Source organism: Kitasatospora sp. NPDC001664 (genome assembly GCF_053596675.1).
Map to the genome: position 1 here is coordinate 90,876 of NZ_JBSFGS010000012.1, position 13,628 is coordinate 104,503.

16 protein-coding genes are annotated in these 13,628 nt (G+C 73.9%); 4 read left to right on the plus strand and 12 right to left on the minus strand.

Going from position 1 to position 13,628, the window contains the following annotated elements:
- Nucleotides 1-54: 54 nt before the first annotated feature.
- From ACWCYY_RS18550 to ACWCYY_RS18560, 3 genes are all read right to left on the minus strand, one after another.
- Nucleotides 55-180, minus strand: coding sequence for a hypothetical protein (locus ACWCYY_RS18550; protein WP_345279925.1), 126 nt, complete (start codon nt 178-180; stop codon nt 55-57).
- Nucleotides 181-282: 102 nt separating this feature from the next.
- Nucleotides 283-1,065, minus strand: coding sequence for a hypothetical protein (locus tag ACWCYY_RS18555; RefSeq protein ID WP_449796655.1), 783 nt, complete (start codon nt 1,063-1,065; stop codon nt 283-285).
- Nucleotides 1,066-1,206: 141 nt separating this feature from the next.
- A complete protein-coding gene (locus tag ACWCYY_RS18560) occupies nt 1,207-1,893 on the minus strand; it encodes an AAA family ATPase (protein WP_449796656.1) in 687 nt (228 codons plus the stop codon).
- A gap of 272 nt (nt 1,894-2,165) precedes the next feature.
- Between ACWCYY_RS18560 and ACWCYY_RS18565 the strand changes: the two genes are divergently transcribed.
- Together ACWCYY_RS18565 and ACWCYY_RS18570 are read left to right on the plus strand one after the other, a co-directional pair.
- Nucleotides 2,166-3,026, plus strand: coding sequence for an ATP-grasp domain-containing protein (locus tag ACWCYY_RS18565; RefSeq protein ID WP_345279922.1), 861 nt, complete (start codon nt 2,166-2,168; stop codon nt 3,024-3,026).
- The gene (locus ACWCYY_RS18570; protein ID WP_449796657.1) at nt 3,023-3,754 is read left to right on the plus strand and encodes an ATP-grasp domain-containing protein; all 732 of its coding nucleotides are present in this window, start codon (nt 3,023-3,025) and stop codon (nt 3,752-3,754) included. Before ACWCYY_RS18565 ends, ACWCYY_RS18570 begins: the two co-directional genes overlap by 4 nt.
- Before the next feature lie 45 nt (nt 3,755-3,799).
- Here ACWCYY_RS18570 and ACWCYY_RS18575 read toward each other — a convergent pair whose 3' ends face one another.
- The 4 genes from ACWCYY_RS18575 to ACWCYY_RS18590 all read right to left on the minus strand — a co-directional run bounded on the left by ACWCYY_RS18575 (nt 3,800) and on the right by ACWCYY_RS18590 (nt 7,379).
- Nucleotides 3,800-4,249, minus strand: a complete 450-nt coding sequence (locus tag ACWCYY_RS18575) for a PPOX class F420-dependent oxidoreductase (RefSeq protein ID WP_449796658.1) — start codon at nt 4,247-4,249, stop codon at nt 3,800-3,802.
- A gap of 57 nt (nt 4,250-4,306) precedes the next feature.
- On the minus strand, nt 4,307-4,546 hold the full coding sequence (locus tag ACWCYY_RS18580) for a ferredoxin (protein WP_345279915.1): 240 nt from the start codon (nt 4,544-4,546) through the stop codon (nt 4,307-4,309).
- Nucleotides 4,543-5,736 carry a cytochrome P450 gene (locus ACWCYY_RS18585; RefSeq protein WP_345279913.1) on the minus strand — a complete coding sequence of 398 codons (1,194 nt, stop codon included), beginning with the start codon at nt 5,734-5,736 and terminating at the stop codon, nt 4,543-4,545. Before ACWCYY_RS18585 ends, ACWCYY_RS18580 begins: the two co-directional genes overlap by 4 nt.
- Before the next feature lie 206 nt (nt 5,737-5,942).
- Nucleotides 5,943-7,379, minus strand: a complete 1,437-nt coding sequence (locus tag ACWCYY_RS18590) for a DUF2252 domain-containing protein (protein ID WP_449796659.1) — start codon at nt 7,377-7,379, stop codon at nt 5,943-5,945.
- Between the two features lie 140 nt (nt 7,380-7,519).
- Between ACWCYY_RS18590 and ACWCYY_RS18595 the strand changes: the two genes are divergently transcribed.
- Complete coding sequence (locus tag ACWCYY_RS18595) at nt 7,520-7,921, plus strand: pyridoxamine 5'-phosphate oxidase family protein (protein WP_345279909.1); 402 nt, start codon at nt 7,520-7,522, stop codon at nt 7,919-7,921.
- A gap of 123 nt (nt 7,922-8,044) precedes the next feature.
- On the plus strand, nt 8,045-8,218 hold the full coding sequence (locus ACWCYY_RS18600) for a hypothetical protein (protein WP_345279907.1): 174 nt from the start codon (nt 8,045-8,047) through the stop codon (nt 8,216-8,218).
- On the opposite strand, the gene ACWCYY_RS18605 is transcribed toward ACWCYY_RS18600, so the two are convergent.
- From ACWCYY_RS18605 to ACWCYY_RS18625, 5 genes are all read right to left on the minus strand, one after another.
- Entirely contained in the window at nt 8,152-9,714 is a 1,563-nt protein-coding gene (locus tag ACWCYY_RS18605; RefSeq protein WP_449796660.1) for a M4 family metallopeptidase, read from the minus strand. The two genes, ACWCYY_RS18600 and ACWCYY_RS18605, sit on opposite strands and share 67 nt — an antisense overlap.
- 193 nt (nt 9,715-9,907) lie before the next feature.
- Entirely contained in the window at nt 9,908-10,711 is an 804-nt protein-coding gene (locus ACWCYY_RS18610; protein WP_449796661.1) for a DUF3050 domain-containing protein, read from the minus strand.
- A 46-nt stretch (nt 10,712-10,757) separates the two neighbouring features.
- The gene (locus ACWCYY_RS18615; protein WP_345279901.1) at nt 10,758-11,726 is read right to left on the minus strand and encodes an alpha-ketoacid dehydrogenase subunit beta; all 969 of its coding nucleotides are present in this window, start codon (nt 11,724-11,726) and stop codon (nt 10,758-10,760) included.
- Nucleotides 11,723-12,703 carry a thiamine pyrophosphate-dependent dehydrogenase E1 component subunit alpha gene (locus tag ACWCYY_RS18620; protein WP_449796662.1) on the minus strand — a complete coding sequence of 327 codons (981 nt, stop codon included), beginning with the start codon at nt 12,701-12,703 and terminating at the stop codon, nt 11,723-11,725. The genes ACWCYY_RS18615 and ACWCYY_RS18620 overlap by 4 nt, the downstream gene beginning before the upstream one ends.
- Complete coding sequence (locus tag ACWCYY_RS18625; RefSeq protein ID WP_345279897.1) at nt 12,700-13,620, minus strand: phytanoyl-CoA dioxygenase family protein; 921 nt, start codon at nt 13,618-13,620, stop codon at nt 12,700-12,702. Before ACWCYY_RS18625 ends, ACWCYY_RS18620 begins: the two co-directional genes overlap by 4 nt.
- Nucleotides 13,621-13,628: the final 8 nt, after the last annotated feature.

Below are 13,628 nucleotides of genomic sequence, written 5' to 3' on the forward strand. Positions count from 1 at the left end.
TCCGCCAGGGACAGCGAACGGCGCGGCCCGGTGATTCCCGGTGGCCGGGAAGGGTCAGTGCATGGTGCCGCTGGTGCTGCCGAGGGCCCAGACCAGGAGGGCGACCAGGCCGGCCGACAGCACGAGGAGGGCCAGGCAGCCGGACAGGCCGCCGAGTCGGAGGTTCCGCTTCTCGCTCACGGGCCCATCCCAGCGGGGTGGTCAACGAACAGTCAAGAGTGATGGTGGAGTTGGGACGGGAAGTGTGAGGTCGGGTTCAGCAGCCGGTGGCGGCGGTCGGGCTCAGCGGTCGGGGGCGGCGGCGCGGCGGAGGGCGGCCTCGGCGTGGTCGAGGTGGGCGGTGAGCTCGGCGCGCAGCGTGGGCAGCAGGGCGAGGGCGGCCGTGGCCGCCTCGGGGGAGGGGGAGCGGTCGGTGTGCACGGCGGTGACGGCGGCGCGCAGCGGCATGGGGGCGAGGGTGGTCTCCCAGGCGGTGCGGTGCTCGCCGGTGGCGTAGCGCGAGGTGAGGTACTCCAGCGGGTCCAGGCCCAGGCCGTCGGTCTCGCCGGGGCGGGCGGGCTCGTGGGAGGGGAGCAGCCAGGCGACGCCGTCGCGGGCGATGAGTTCGAAGGCGCGGTGCTCGTCGGGGACGGCCCAGCGGCCGGTGCCGGTCGCACCGGTGGTGGCGGCGGTGAGGAGGCGGTCGAGCATGGCCTCCTCGCGGGGGCCGGTGGTGCGCTCCGGGTAGGGGCGGTCACCGATCATCTGCTCCAGGTGGTAGCGCTGGCCCCAGCTGCCCACCCAGCGGCGCAGCGAGCCGGACCTGGTCTCCCGGATCGCGGCCAGCACCACCGCGCGCTGCGTCAGGTCCCGCCGGAGCAGCACCTGCTGGTGGTCGGCGCCCTCGTGCCGCAGCGCGGCGCGGACCTCGGCCACCGAGGGGCCGTCGTACCAGCGGAGCGTCCAACTGCGCCGCTCCGGGTCGTACAGCGGCTCGACCGGTGTCCGGTGCTCCGCGCCGAGGCGCTCGGCGAGCCGGCGCAGACGTGCCTCGCGCGCGGTGTCACTCATGGCAGTGTCCGTCATGACCGCACCCTAGCCAGCGGCGCCGCGCCCCACCGGCGACCCGCCGTCGGGCTCACCCGTCCTGCCGCACCCCGCCAGCCGGTGCAGTCGGGACAGTACGGGCGCGGAGTTGACGGACGGTGAGCCGGAACGGGTGCCGTTTCAGCCGGTGAAGGTGATCCGCTCCAGGTCGAGCGCGCCCGGGCGGGAGAGGACGACGGTGCTGGCGCAGCCGGGCAGCGGGCCGCCGGAGAGCGCGGCGTGCAGGCGGCCGGTGGCCCGGCGGTGGCGGGTGAAGGCGTAGGCGGAGACCCGGCGGCCCCGGGCGAGCTGGCCCTGCCGGGCCTGCTGGGGGGTGGAGTCGAGCACCAGCAGGTGCAGCCTGCGGCCCTGGGCGGCCGCGGTGCGGGAGAGCCAGGCGCGGACCCAGGGGAGGGTGCCGCAGTCGTGCACCACCAGCGGGCCCCCCGCCAGCAGGGCACGCCGCAGCCGGAGGTAGTGGTGGGCCCGGACCAGGGGACGGTAGAGCGCGTAGGGGAGGGCGGCGGGGAGCCGGGCGGCCCAGTGCTCGCGGCTGTGCTGGGAGTCGATCACGGGAGCCGTGGAACAGCGGCCCATCAGCGTGGACTTGCCGCTTCCGGGGAGGCCGGAGACCACCAGCAGGTCACCCGCGGGGTAGGCCAGGGTGCCGGGGACGGGCAGGGCGCGCAGGTCGTGCAGGTCGCGCGGGCGCAGGGTGGGGCGGGCCGCGGTGTGCCCGCAGCCTCCCCGGTGCTGCGTCGGTACTCGGTGTCCGGCCGGCCGGGCCTCCTCGGCCCGGACGGGGCCCGGGGTTACGGTGTCGCGCACTGCCCCTCCTCAACGGCCCTCCCCTCGCCCCGGCCGGCGGGCCGGTGCCCGGGTGGGCCTTTTCCCAAGAAAGGGTAATGGGAGAGGCGGACAGCCGTCCCTGACCTGCCCGTTCCGCGGCGGGCTCGGGACGAAGCCGTGACATCGGCCGTCGGACTGTGGCAGGTCTGTGGCCGATTCCTTACGGGGCGAATGATCTTGTGGTGCCCGATTCATGGCAAGCTGGGCGGTCTCTGACGACGAGACGGCTGGCGGGTAGGGGGCGAAGGCGGATGAGGATCTGCTTCCTGGTGGAGGAGCTGTACCGGAACGACGGCATCCCCCGGGACGTGGTCCGGCAGCTCGCGGACTGGGGGCACCGGGTGGACGTGCTGCGGCCCAGCGGCTCGCTGCTGGCCCTGGACGGGCTGGTGCGGGCGGGCAGCCACGACGTGTGGGTGCTGAAGACGGTCTCCGGCGGGCCGGGGCTCGGCCTGCTGGAGGCGGCCTCGGCGGCCGGCCTGACCACGGTGAACGACGCCCGCGCGATCCGGGTGGTGCGGGACAAGGTGTCGGCCGCCATCCGGGCCGCCGGGCAGGGCCTTCCGGTGCCGCCCACCTGGGCGGCGGCCCGGCCGTCCGACCTGGCCGGTATCCCCGGGGACTACTACCCGCTGGTGGTGAAGCCCGCCGAGGGCAGCCGGGGCCGGGCCGTCCGCCGGGTCGACTCGATCGACCAACTCGCCTCGCTGGAGGCGGAGTTCGCGGGAGAGGGGATGCTGATCGCGCAGCCCTGGGTGCGCAACTCCGGGATCGACCTCAAGGTCTACAGCGCGGACGGCGAGCTCTTCGCCACCGAGCGGACCTCCCCGCTGGTGGCGGGGGAGCGGACGGAGCGGGCGGTGCCGCTGGGCCGCGAGGTCGCCGACATCGTGCACCGGATCGGCGAGCTCTACGGGCTGGACCTGTTCGGCGTGGACGTGGTCTTCGGGCCCGACGGGCCGGTGGTGGTGGACGTCAACGACTTCCCGAGCTTCCGTCAGGTGCCGGACGCGGTGCCGCGGGTGGCGCGGGCGGTGCTCAACCTGGCCCGGCGGGGCTCCTCCGTGCCCGCACCGCGGTCGGTGGTCCCGGTGGCGGGGGCGGTCTGGTGAGGGTCGGGGTGATCTGCCGCGACCCGGGCCATCCGCTGCTGGTCGGTGCGGCGCGGGAGCTCGGTGCGGCCGGGCACCGGGTGGAGTGGGGCGAGCCGGACCTGGCCGACCCGGCCGACGTCTACCTGCTCAAGGCCCGTACCCCGGCGGCGCTCGGGCTGGCCCGGGCGCTGGAGCTGCGCGGCGCCGTGGTGGTGAACTCCGCCGGGGCGACCGGGAACTGCCAGGACCGCGCGTGGATGGCGGCCACCGCCCTGGCGGCCGGGCTGCCGTTCGTGGCGACCTCGGCCGGGCCGCAGGGCTTCCCGGCGGTGGTGAAGAGCCGCCACAGCCGGAAGGACGACCTGGTCGCCGGGGTCCGGGACGCGGCGGAGCTGGCGGAACTGACGGCCCGTTGGCCGGGGGAGCCGTTGGTGTACCAGCCGTTCCTGCCCGGGGACGGCTGGGACCACAAGCTCTGGGTGGTCGGCGAGCAGGTCTTCGGCGAACTGCGCCGCTCCGAACTCGCCGACGGGGAACGGCGGTCCGTCGACCACCGGCCGCGCTACCCCGAGCTGGCACTGCGCTGCGGCGAGGCCTTCGGTCTGACGGTGTACGGCGTCGACGTCCTCGAGGTGGCCGGCGAACCGGTCATCGTGGACGTCAACGCCTTCCCGGGCATCCGCGGCCAGGCCGGTGCCCCGCGGGCACTGGCCGAGCTGGTGACGGGCGGGCCCGCCGCCGCGTGACCCGCTCGGTTCCGTCGCCGGGCCGGCGGACTACCCGGCGACCCGTCAGCCCGCCGGGTCCCGGGGGATCCCCGCCCCGGCGCGGAAGGGCTCCACGCCGACGATGTGACGGACCTTCACGGGGCGGACGATGACGGCCACCCGGTGTTCGCCGGGGACCAGCCACTCGTAGCGTTCGGTGCCGAGGTACTTGCGGGCGAGGCGGTCCATCCGCTCGACGGCCTCGGGGCCCTCGACGAAGCGGCTCACCACCCCGCTGATCTGCACCCGGTCGTACGGGTCGGCAGGGTCCGCGTGGGAGAGGTAGACGCGCGGGTCGCGGCGGAGGTTCTCCTCCTTGACGCGGCCGACCGAGGAGTTGAACACGAGCTCGGCATCACCCTCCAGGTCCACCCACATCGGGCTCACCTGGGGCGATCCGTCGGCGTTGACGGTGCCGACGTACCAGAAGTTGGGGGCCAGCAGCCGGGCGCGGACGGCGTCTTCGAACGGCATGGTGCTCTCCAGGGCGGGGCCGCCCGCGCCGCCGGGCGGGACGGGCGGCCCCGGTGCTCAGTAGGACGGGGCGATCTGTTCGCCGGTGTCGGTGCGGTGGATGGTGAGGGCCTCGACGGGGCAGAGTTCGGCGGCCTCGGTGAGGAGGTCGAGGTCGCTGGGGGTGGTGCGCAGGGGGTGGGCGCGGCCGTCGGGGGTGAGCGTGAGGTCGTCGGGGGCGGTGGCGGCGCAGGCGCCGGTGCCGACGCAGCGGGTGCGGTCCACCCGGGTCTCGAGCGGGCCGGGGGCGGCGGTCACCAGGTGACCGGGAGGGTGTTGGGGCTGCGGGTGAGCAGGCCGGTGCGCCAGTCGATGGACTCGGCGGGGACGGCCAGCGAGAGCTCGGGGAAGCGGGCGGCGAGGCGGTTGAGGCCGTCCTCCAGCTCCATCCGGGCCAGCCAGGCGCCGAGGCAGTGGTGCGGGCCGGCACCGAAGGTGAGGCTCGGGGTGCCGAGGGGGGCGAAGAGGTCGCGCAACCCGCCTTCGGGGACGGGGGAGTAGACCTCGGGGTCGTTGTTGGCCGCGCCGGTGTCGGCGGCCACGATGGCCCCGGCCGGGATGGTCACGCCGCCGATCTCCAGCTCCTCGGTGGCCCGGCGGAGCAGCCCGGGGAAGGCCTCCCGGTCGCCCAGCGGGATGGTGCGCAGCACCTGCTCGGCCGCCGCGCCCGCGGCCTCCTTGCTCTCGGCGATCCGGGCCCAGGCGGCACGGTCCTCGCCGAGCAGGTAGACCAGCGCGTTGCCCAGCGTGGTCATGGTGGTCTCGTGGCCGGCCACCACCAGGCCGAGCACCAGCATGATGACCTGCTCGTCGGTGACGCCCTCGGTCTCGTCGGCGGCCTGCACCAGGCTGCTGACCAGGTCCTCGCCCGGGTTCTTGCGCCGGTCGACCACCAACTGGTGGCAGAAGCCCGCGAATTCGCCCATGGCGGTACCGATCTCCTCGGCCGTGTAGGCGGAGGTGGAGAGCGCGTGGTCGCTCCAGTGCCCGAGGCGACTCATGTCCAGGCCGTCCAGGCCCATCAGCCGGCTGATCACCGCGACCGGCAGCGGGCGGGTGAAGGCGCCGATGACGTCCACCGGCCCTTCCTGGGCGGCGAGTTCGTCGAGCAGCTCCTCGATGACGGAGGAGACCCAGGGCCGCCAGCGCTCGATCGCCCGGGGCGTGAAGGCGCGCTGTACGGTGCGGCGCAGCCGCTGGTGCTCGGGGCCGTCCAGGTTGATCAGGGTGTCGGGCACGTCGAGGATGTTCGGCGTCAGGGTGACCGGCGGGGCGTCCTCGGCGTAGAGGGTGGCGCGGCCGAGACGGGGGTCGGTGAGTGCCTGGCGGACGTCCGCGTGCCGGGTGCAGAGCCAGACGGGGGTGCCGGTCGGCAGGGCGGCCTGGCGCGGCGGCCCCGGTTCGAGCTGGCGCAGGCAGTGCAGCGGGATGAGGGGGGCAGTGGTCATGGGGGGTGTACTCCCTGATACGGAGCGGGTCCGGGCCACCACTGACCGTAGGCCCCGCAGACCTTGTCAGGTAGGGGGCGAACCGGCCAAGCGCGCGCCGGGTTCAAGCCACCGTTCGAGCCGCCGCCCGAGCAACCGGGGCGCACCCTCGAACGGATGCGCCCCGGCGGTGAGCAGCAGGGGAGGAGAGGGGAGGGGACGGGGCGTCAGACTCCGGACTCGGCCGGGAGGCGGCCGGAGCGGACGGCGGCCACCAGCTCCTCGTGGTCGGCCTCGGTCCGGTCGGCGTACGCCACCGCGAAGGCGGCCACCGCCTCGTCCAGCGCCTCGCTCTTGCCGCAGTAGCCCGAGGCCACCGCGGCGTCCAGGGTGTGCGCGTGCGCCCGGGCCAGCAGCGCGCCGGTCAGCCGGCCGTAGTCGTCCAGCTGGGCGGGCTGCAGCGCCGCCGGGTCCACGCTGCCCTTGCGGTTGCGGAACTGCCGCACCTGGTACGGGAGTCCGTCCACCGTGGTCCAGCCGATCAGCACGTCGGTGACCACCTGCATGCGCTTCTGGCCGAGCACCACCCGCTGGCCCTCGTGCGCCACGGGCGTGCTCACCGGGTAGCCGGCGCGGGCGAGTTGGGGCAGCAGCACGGAGGGGCGGGCCTCCTTCACCTGGAGCACCAGCGGCTCCGAGCGCTGGTCCAGCAGCAGCACCACGTAGGAGCGGGTGCCGACGCTGCCGGTGCCCACCACCCGGAAGGCCACGTCCTGCACGCTGTAGCGGGACAGCAGGGGGTGCAGCTCCACCGGGACGCTCTCGCGGTAGGCGGTGAGCGAGGCGGCCACCGCCTCGGCGGTGGAGTCCTGGACCGCCCGGAGCACCGGCGGCGCCGGGACGAAGCGCGAACGCCCGTCCGGCTCCTGGACGGTGGACTTCGAGGCGAAGCGCGCGCTGGTGTTGCGCAGCGCCTTCTCCGCCACCCCCTCGATGATCACCCGCAGGTCCTGCGCCTCGGCGAAGGTCACCAGGTGCTCGTCGGCCACCGCGTTCCAGGCGTCTATGGCCGGCAGCCCCGCCAGCAGGCGCATGGTGCGCCGGTAGGAGCCGGCGGCGTCGAAGGCGGCCCGGCGGCACGCGTCCTCGTCCGCGCCGGCCTGACGGCCCGCCAGCACCAGGCTGGCGGCCAGCCGCTTGAGGTCCCACTCCCAGGGGCCGGGCACCGTCTCGTCGAAGTCGTTGATGTCCATCACCAACCGGCCCCTGGCGTCGCCGTACAGGCCGAAGTTGGCCGCGTGCGCGTCGCCGCACAGCTGGGCGGTCAGACCGCTGGTCGGGGTGGTGACCAGGTCGGCCGCCATCAGCCCGGCGGAGCCGCGCAGGAAGGCGAACGGCGAGGCGGCCATCCGGCCGACCCGGATCGGCACCAGCGACTCCAGCCGGCCGGCGTTGGCCGATTCCACCGACTCCACCACCGAGGGCCGGTCCACCGGCGGCTCGAACCAGGCGTGCGCCTCGCGGGGCGTCTTCGCCCGCAGGTCCTTGCCGCGCCGCTTCGCCCCGCCCTGCGGCGGCCAGGCCGCGAACCCCTCGACCGCGAACTCCCGCACCGTGTCTCCTCCCCGTGGCGCTCCCGCGCCCGGCTCCCCGTGGCGCCGCACGGCGCCCGTGCCGCCCGCACCACGCGGGCGACGGAGCTGACGCTACCGCGCCGCGGGCCCGGGAAGCAGCTCTGAGCTGCCACGGAGCTGCCACAGGGGTGTCACGGCCTTGCCGCGTCCGGCCCCGTAGCATGCGGAGCATGTCTCACGATCTCGACGCGCTCGGCGACTCCTTCCTCTCCTTCTGGACCGAGCGGCACCTGGCCACCTTCACCACGCTGCGCCCCGACGGCACCCCGCACGTCGCACCGGTGGGCGTCACCTACGACCCGGCGACCCGCACGGCCCGGGTGATCAGCAGCGGTTCCAGCCGCAAGGTGCGCAACGTGCTGGCCGCCGGGCCCGAGGGCCTGCGGGTGGCGGTCTGCCAGGTGGACGGCGCGCGCTGGTGCACGCTGGAGGGCCGGGCCGTGGTGCGGGACGAGCCCGGGGCGGTGGCGGAGGCGGTGGCCCGCTACACCGCCCGCTACCGGGCGCCGCGGGAGAACCCGGCCCGGGTGGCGATCGAGATCGCGGTCGACCGGGTGCTCGGACGGTTCTGACGACCCGGCGCACGGGTTCGATCGGTTCCGGTTCGAACGGCGTGTCGTTTATCGGCTGTTGAGCCGTTCGGGAGAGCATCGCAGGGTCGAACGAACGAACCCTCAGGATTGCGGACCGATACCTTGAACGAGCAGGACACCGCCAACTTCCAGCGTCTGCTGGACCGCCTCACCGAGCACTTCGGCCCGGACCGTGAGCCGGTCCGGGCCGATCGGGTGCCGAGGCAGGGTCAGTTGACCGCGACCGCCGACCAGGCGGCGGCCACGGCCGCGTACTCGGTGCTGCCGGCCCCGTAGAGGTCGGTGGCGGCCTTGAGGGTGGCGGTGCGGGCGCCCGCGTAGTTGGTGCTGGAGGTCATGTAGGTGCTCAGGGCCCGGTACCAGACCTTGCCGAGCTTGTCCCGGCCGATGCCGTTGACGGTCGAGCCGTTGCAGGTCGGGCTGTCGTAGGAGACGCCGTTGACCACGCGCGCGCCGCTGCCCTCGGCGAGCAGGAAGGCGAAGTGGTTGGCCACGCCCGAGGAGTAGTGCACGTCCAGGTTGCCGACCGAGGAGCTCCAGCAGTCGGCCGACTTGGTGTCCTTGGAGGGCTTGTCCATGAAGCGCAGCGCGGCCTTGCCGAAGCCGGGCTTCACGATCTCCTCGCCGATCAGGTAGTCACCCGGGTCGTTGGGGTTGGCGGCGTAGAACTCCACCAGGGTGCCCATGATGTCGGAGGTGGCCTCGTTGAGGCCGCCCGACTCGCCGGAGTAGACCAGCTTGGCGGTGCGCGAGGTGACGCCGTGGGACATCTCGTGCCCGGCGACGTCCAGCGCGACCAGCGGGCCGAAGACGTTGCCGTCCCCGTCGCCGTAGGTCATGCAGAAGCAGCTGTCGTCCCAGAAGGCGTTGTTGTAGTTGCTGCCGTAGTGCACCCGGTTGTAGGCGCCCTTGCCGTCGCCGGCGATGCCGTTGCGGCTGTGGACGTTCTTGTAGTAGTCCCAGGTCACGTTGGTGCCGTACTGGGCGTCCACCGCGGCCGAGGCCCGGTCGGTGGTGGTGCCGTTGCCCCAGTGGTTGTCCGCGTCGGTGAACAGCGTCGCGGGCGCCCGGCTGAAACAGATGGAGCCGAAGCAGAGGTCGGTCTTGTTGGCCGCGTCGCCGGTGTAGGTGTTGCCCCGGGTCGGGTCCTTGAGCTGGTTGGTCGAGCCGGAGACGGTGGTCTCCAGCGGGACGGTGCCGCCGTAGAGGGACTGGCCGTCGCCGGAGGCGGTCTCGATCGCGTCCCAGGCGTCGATCTGCGCGCCGGTGCGGGCGTCCAGCAGGACGGTCCGGGAGACCGGGTTGCCCAGCGAGTCCTGGCCGGTGGCGGTGGTCTGCCAGGCGAGGCGGGGCGCCCCGTGCAGTGCGTCGATCACCAACTGCGGCTTGGCCTGGGCCCGTTGGACGGACTTGCCGTCGGCGCCGGCGGCGCGGGAGAGCTCCTGGACGGCCTGGGCGCCGGCACGCTCGCCGGAGACCTTCGGCGTGGTGGAGGCGACCGCGACCGGGCCGTCGGCCGCGCGGTCGGTGCCGCGCAGGGCGCCGCCCGGCGCCAGGTGCTCGATCAGGTCGCCGCCCAGCACCGGGAGTCCGGCGTAGGTGCGGTCGTAGCGGACGTGCCGGCTGCCGTCCTGGTCGGTGACCACGTCGCGGACGGTACGGGCCCCGTTGCGGTCCGGGGCGGCGGCGGGCGCGGGCGCGGCGGCGGCCACCGTCCCCGCTGCCAGGGCGACCACGGTGGCGACGGCGGCGGTGCGCGTGCGGAAGTGCATGATGCTCCTCGGAGGGGCGGGGGCAGATGCGGCTTCGGCGGCGACCGGCGGTGCGGGGACACGGGCGGTACGAGGGCGCGCTGAACGTGTGAGGGCGAGAGGGGCGGACGCTGCCGGGACAGCTTTTGTACATGTACCCGTCAGTATCTGTCCAGAGTGCGGACGCGTCCGCCCCTCACCGTCCGTCAGGTCGTCAGACCGTCAGCGGCACCGCCGGGAACGCCTCCTGAATGCCCGTCCAGAGCCGGACCCGGGCCGCCAGCGCCTGACGGACCGTCTCGGCGCAGGCGTCCCACTTGGCCTGGTCGTCGCCGTTGAGGTCGATCAGCATCTGCATCGCCATCGGGGTGTGCTGCTCGCCGTCCACCTCGATGTGGCGGGCCAGGTAGTCCTTGAAGGTGGTCAGCTTGCCGTCCGGGTCCTCGATCCTGATGACCTGCTCGAACATCTCCGGGATCAGGTCCTCGCGGCCGAAGGCGAAGGCGGCGGCCCGGCAGTGCACCGGCGCGTTCTCGATGATCTCCCAGGTGGTGGAGGTGAAGTCGACCGCGGCCCCGGGCACGCCGGCCAGCTTCAGCGCCTCCGGCACGGCGGTGCCCCGGCCCAGCTCGGCCAGGAAGGCCTCCACCGCGGTGGTGTCGGCGCCGGCCTGGGCCATGCCCCCGAGGTAGAGCTCGAAGTGGCTGATGAAGCCCTCGCCCAGCTCGTCGCTCTCCTCCACCAGCACGATCTCGTTGATCAGGCGGCGGCTGGCGGTCGGGCCGGCGGGCACCCACGGGACGTCCACGCTGGTCAGCTCGCGCTGCAGGCTCTTCAGCAGGGACATGAAGTCCCAGACCGCGAAGACGTGGCGCTCCAGGAAGGCGGTGACCCGCTCGTGGCTGTTCAGCTCACCGTAGATGGTGTGGCCGACGACCTCGCGGCGCAGCGGGTCGATCGCCGCCTGCAGGCTGGTCAGACCGGGGTGCGAACGGTCCCAGTGGTAACGGTTGGACATGACTGCTCCTCAGGAAGTGGAAACGGGAGGGGGACAGTGATTGCGGTCAGTGCTTGGCCACGGTCCTCACGGCGTGGCGCAGTTGGTCCCGGCCCGGTTGCAGGGCGCGGTCCAAGTCTCGGGCGAACGGCAGGACGGTGCCGTCCGGGCGGGTGACGCGTCGGGGCGGGGCCACCAGGCGGAACTGCTCGGCCGCGGTGGCCAGCACCTCGCCGCCGATGCCGCAGCTGCGGTTGGAGTCGTCGACCACCACCAGGCGGCCGGTGCGCTCCAGCGAGGCGCCGAGCGCGTCCCAGTCGAAGGGGTACAGGGTGCGGGGGTCGAAGACCTCCACCGAGATCCCCTCCTCGGCCAACTCCTCGGCCACCGCCAGGGCTTCGTGCACCAGGTGGCCGACCGCCACCACCGTGACGTCGGTGCCCTCGCGGTGGATCCGGGCCCGGCCGAGCGGGATGGCCGGAAGCGGCGCCGTCACGTCGTCCCGGACGGCCAGCGCGGCGGCCGGGGCGAAGACCACCACCGGGTCCGGATCGGCGACGGCCGAGCGGAGCAGGCCGTAGGCGTCGGTCGGGGTGGCCGGCACCACGGTCTTCACGCCCATGTGGGCGAACAGGCTGTACGGGTGGTCCGAGTGCTGCCCGGCCCAGCCGTCCCGGGAGCCGGAGCCCGGCACCAGGCAGGTCAGCGGCACGGAGGCCTGGCCACCCGTCATCAGGGAGAACTTGTGCGCCTGGTTGGTCAGTTGCTCGAAGACCAGGAAGAGCAGCGCGGGGATCTGGAACTCCACCACCGGCCGCAGCCCGGCCAGTGCCGCGCCCACCGCCATGCCGGTGAAGCCCTGCTCGGAGAGCGGGGTGTCCACCACCCGCTCGGCACCGAAGCGCTTCTGCAGCCCGAGCGTCGGCCCGGCCAGCCCGGCGCCGATATCCTCGCCGAGCAGCACCACCGAGGGGTCCTCGGCCATCGCGTCGCCGAGCGCCCGGTTGAGCGCCTTGGTGTAGGAGAGCCAGCTCATCCCAGCGCCCCCGCCCGGGGCCGAAGGCCGCTCGCGTACAGGTGGTCGGCCGCGCCGGAGACCTCCGGCGCGGGGGAGTTCAGGGCGAACTCCCTTGCTGCCGAGAGGACTTCGGCGACCTCGCGGTCCAGGTCGGCGGTGTCCCCGACCAGCGCGGCGGCCTGCTGGAGCGGGTCCCGCAGCCGCCAGCCGTCCAGCTCCTGCTCGGTGCGGTAGGTCGGCCTGAGCCGGCGCTCCATGGTGTGGTGGCCCTCGAAGCGGTAGGTCACGCACTCCAGGAAGACCGGGCCCTCGCCGGAGCGGGCGTGCTCGACCGCCTCCAGCGCGGCCTCCCGGACCGCCTCGGTGTCCATGCCGTCCACCGACACCGCCCTGATGCCGAAGGCCTCGGCCCGGCCCAGCGCGCTGCCGGCCACCGCCACCGAGGCGGGCAGGGTGGTGGCGTAGCCGTTGTTCTCGCAGACGAAGACCACCGGCACCTGCCACATCGCGGCCAGGTTGAAGGCCTCCAGCACCACGCCCTGGTTGAGCGCGCCGTCGCCGAAGAAGCTGGCCACCACCCGCGGCTGCCCGGCCAGCCGGGCGGCCCAGGCCGCGCCGACCGCGATCGGGGCGCCCGCACCGACGATGCCGTTGGCGCCCAGGATGCCCAGCGAGAGGTCGGCGGCGTGCATCGAGCCGCCTCGTCCCTGGTTCAACCCCGTGGAACGGCCCGTGAGTTCGGCCAGCAGCCGGGCCGGGTCGGCGCCCTTGGCCAGCACGTGGCCGTGGCCCCGGTGGGTGGAGGTGAGCTGGTCGCCCGGGGCCAGCGCCGAGCAGACCCCGACCGCCACCGCCTCCTGGCCGATGTACGGGTGGGTGCCGCCGACGATGTCGCCGCTGCGGACCAGCTCCAGCGCCAGCTCCTCGAAGCCGCGGATCAGCCGGACCATCCGGTAGCGGTCCCGGACCGTGTCCAGGCCGTGGGGGGAGGTCATACCGCGCCCTGCCAGACGACCGGGCAGAAGTCCGGGTCGGCGTAGTCGGGGCGCCCGTCCGGGGTGCGGCGCACCAGCACGTCGTGGTTGTAGACCACCGGCGTGCCGTCGGCCTTCGCCCACGGGCGGTACTCGTTGGCGCCGTCCTGGAGGTGCAGCGAGACGGCCCGGCGCGGGGTGGCGGCCAGGTTCGGACCGCTGCCGTGGTAGGTCCGGCAGTGGTGGAAGGAGACGTGCCCGCGCGGGATCTCGACCGGGACCTTGACCACCTCGACGCCGTTGAACGCGGCGTTGGCGGCGAGCAGGTCGTCCAGCTCGGAGTTGTCGCGCTCGGCGAAGTGCCGGCTGGAGTCCTCGCCGGCCGGCAGCTCCCGCCAGCGGTGGCTGCCGTCCACCATGGTGATGGTGCCGTTCTCCACCCCGCAGTCGTGGAAGGGGATGAAGGCGGTCAGCATCCGGTCCGAGGTGCTGGTCTGCCAGTAGTGCTTGTCGAAGTGCCAGGGCACCAGGTTGCTCGGCTCGCCGGCCACCGGGGGCTTGTAGATCAGGGTGCCCTGGAAGACCCGGATCTCCTCGGTGCGGGCCAGCAGCGCCGCCACCGCGCCGAGCAGCGGCTTGCGCAGGATGCGCCCGGCCGCCTCGCTCTCGTAGTGGATGTAGTCGTTGTGCCGCTGGACGGGGCCGTCCGAGGGCTGCCAGGAGGCGAGCCGGGGCGGGCGGACCGGCAGGGTGCGGTCCCGGTGGCCCTCGTAGTACTTGTCGGTGGCGTCCTGGAGGAGGTCCAGCTCCTCGTCGGTGAACAGCTTCTTCGACAGGTACCAGCCGTGCTCGGCGTAGTGGTCCAGCTCCTGCCGGGTGGGGAGCAGGGCGCGCTCCGCCTCGGTCAGGCTGAACTCGTTCGCGATGGCGTCGGTCATGGGTTCCG

Bases quoted from the DNA above. Each gene is read 5' to 3' on its own strand.
- ACWCYY_RS18555 (WP_449796655.1), bottom strand. From the start codon at position 1,065: ATGACGGACACTGCCATGAGTGACACCGCGCGCGAGGCACGTCTGCGC.
- ACWCYY_RS18565 (WP_345279922.1), top strand. From the start codon at position 2,166: ATGAGGATCTGCTTCCTGGTGGAGGAGCTGTACCGGAACGACGGCATC.
- ACWCYY_RS18575 (WP_449796658.1), bottom strand. From the start codon at position 4,249: ATGCCGTTCGAAGACGCCGTCCGCGCCCGGCTGCTGGCCCCCAACTTC.
- ACWCYY_RS18585 (WP_345279913.1), bottom strand. From the start codon at position 5,736: ATGACCACTGCCCCCCTCATCCCGCTGCACTGCCTGCGCCAGCTCGAA.
- ACWCYY_RS18595 (WP_345279909.1), top strand. From the start codon at position 7,520: ATGTCTCACGATCTCGACGCGCTCGGCGACTCCTTCCTCTCCTTCTGG.
- ACWCYY_RS18605 (WP_449796660.1), bottom strand. From the start codon at position 9,714: ATGCACTTCCGCACGCGCACCGCCGCCGTCGCCACCGTGGTCGCCCTG.
- ACWCYY_RS18610 (WP_449796661.1), bottom strand. From the start codon at position 10,711: ATGTCCAACCGTTACCACTGGGACCGTTCGCACCCCGGTCTGACCAGC.
- ACWCYY_RS18615 (WP_345279901.1), bottom strand. From the start codon at position 11,726: ATGAGCTGGCTCTCCTACACCAAGGCGCTCAACCGGGCGCTCGGCGAC.
- ACWCYY_RS18620 (WP_449796662.1), bottom strand. From the start codon at position 12,703: ATGACCTCCCCCCACGGCCTGGACACGGTCCGGGACCGCTACCGGATG.
- ACWCYY_RS18625 (WP_345279897.1), bottom strand. From the start codon at position 13,620: ATGACCGACGCCATCGCGAACGAGTTCAGCCTGACCGAGGCGGAGCGC.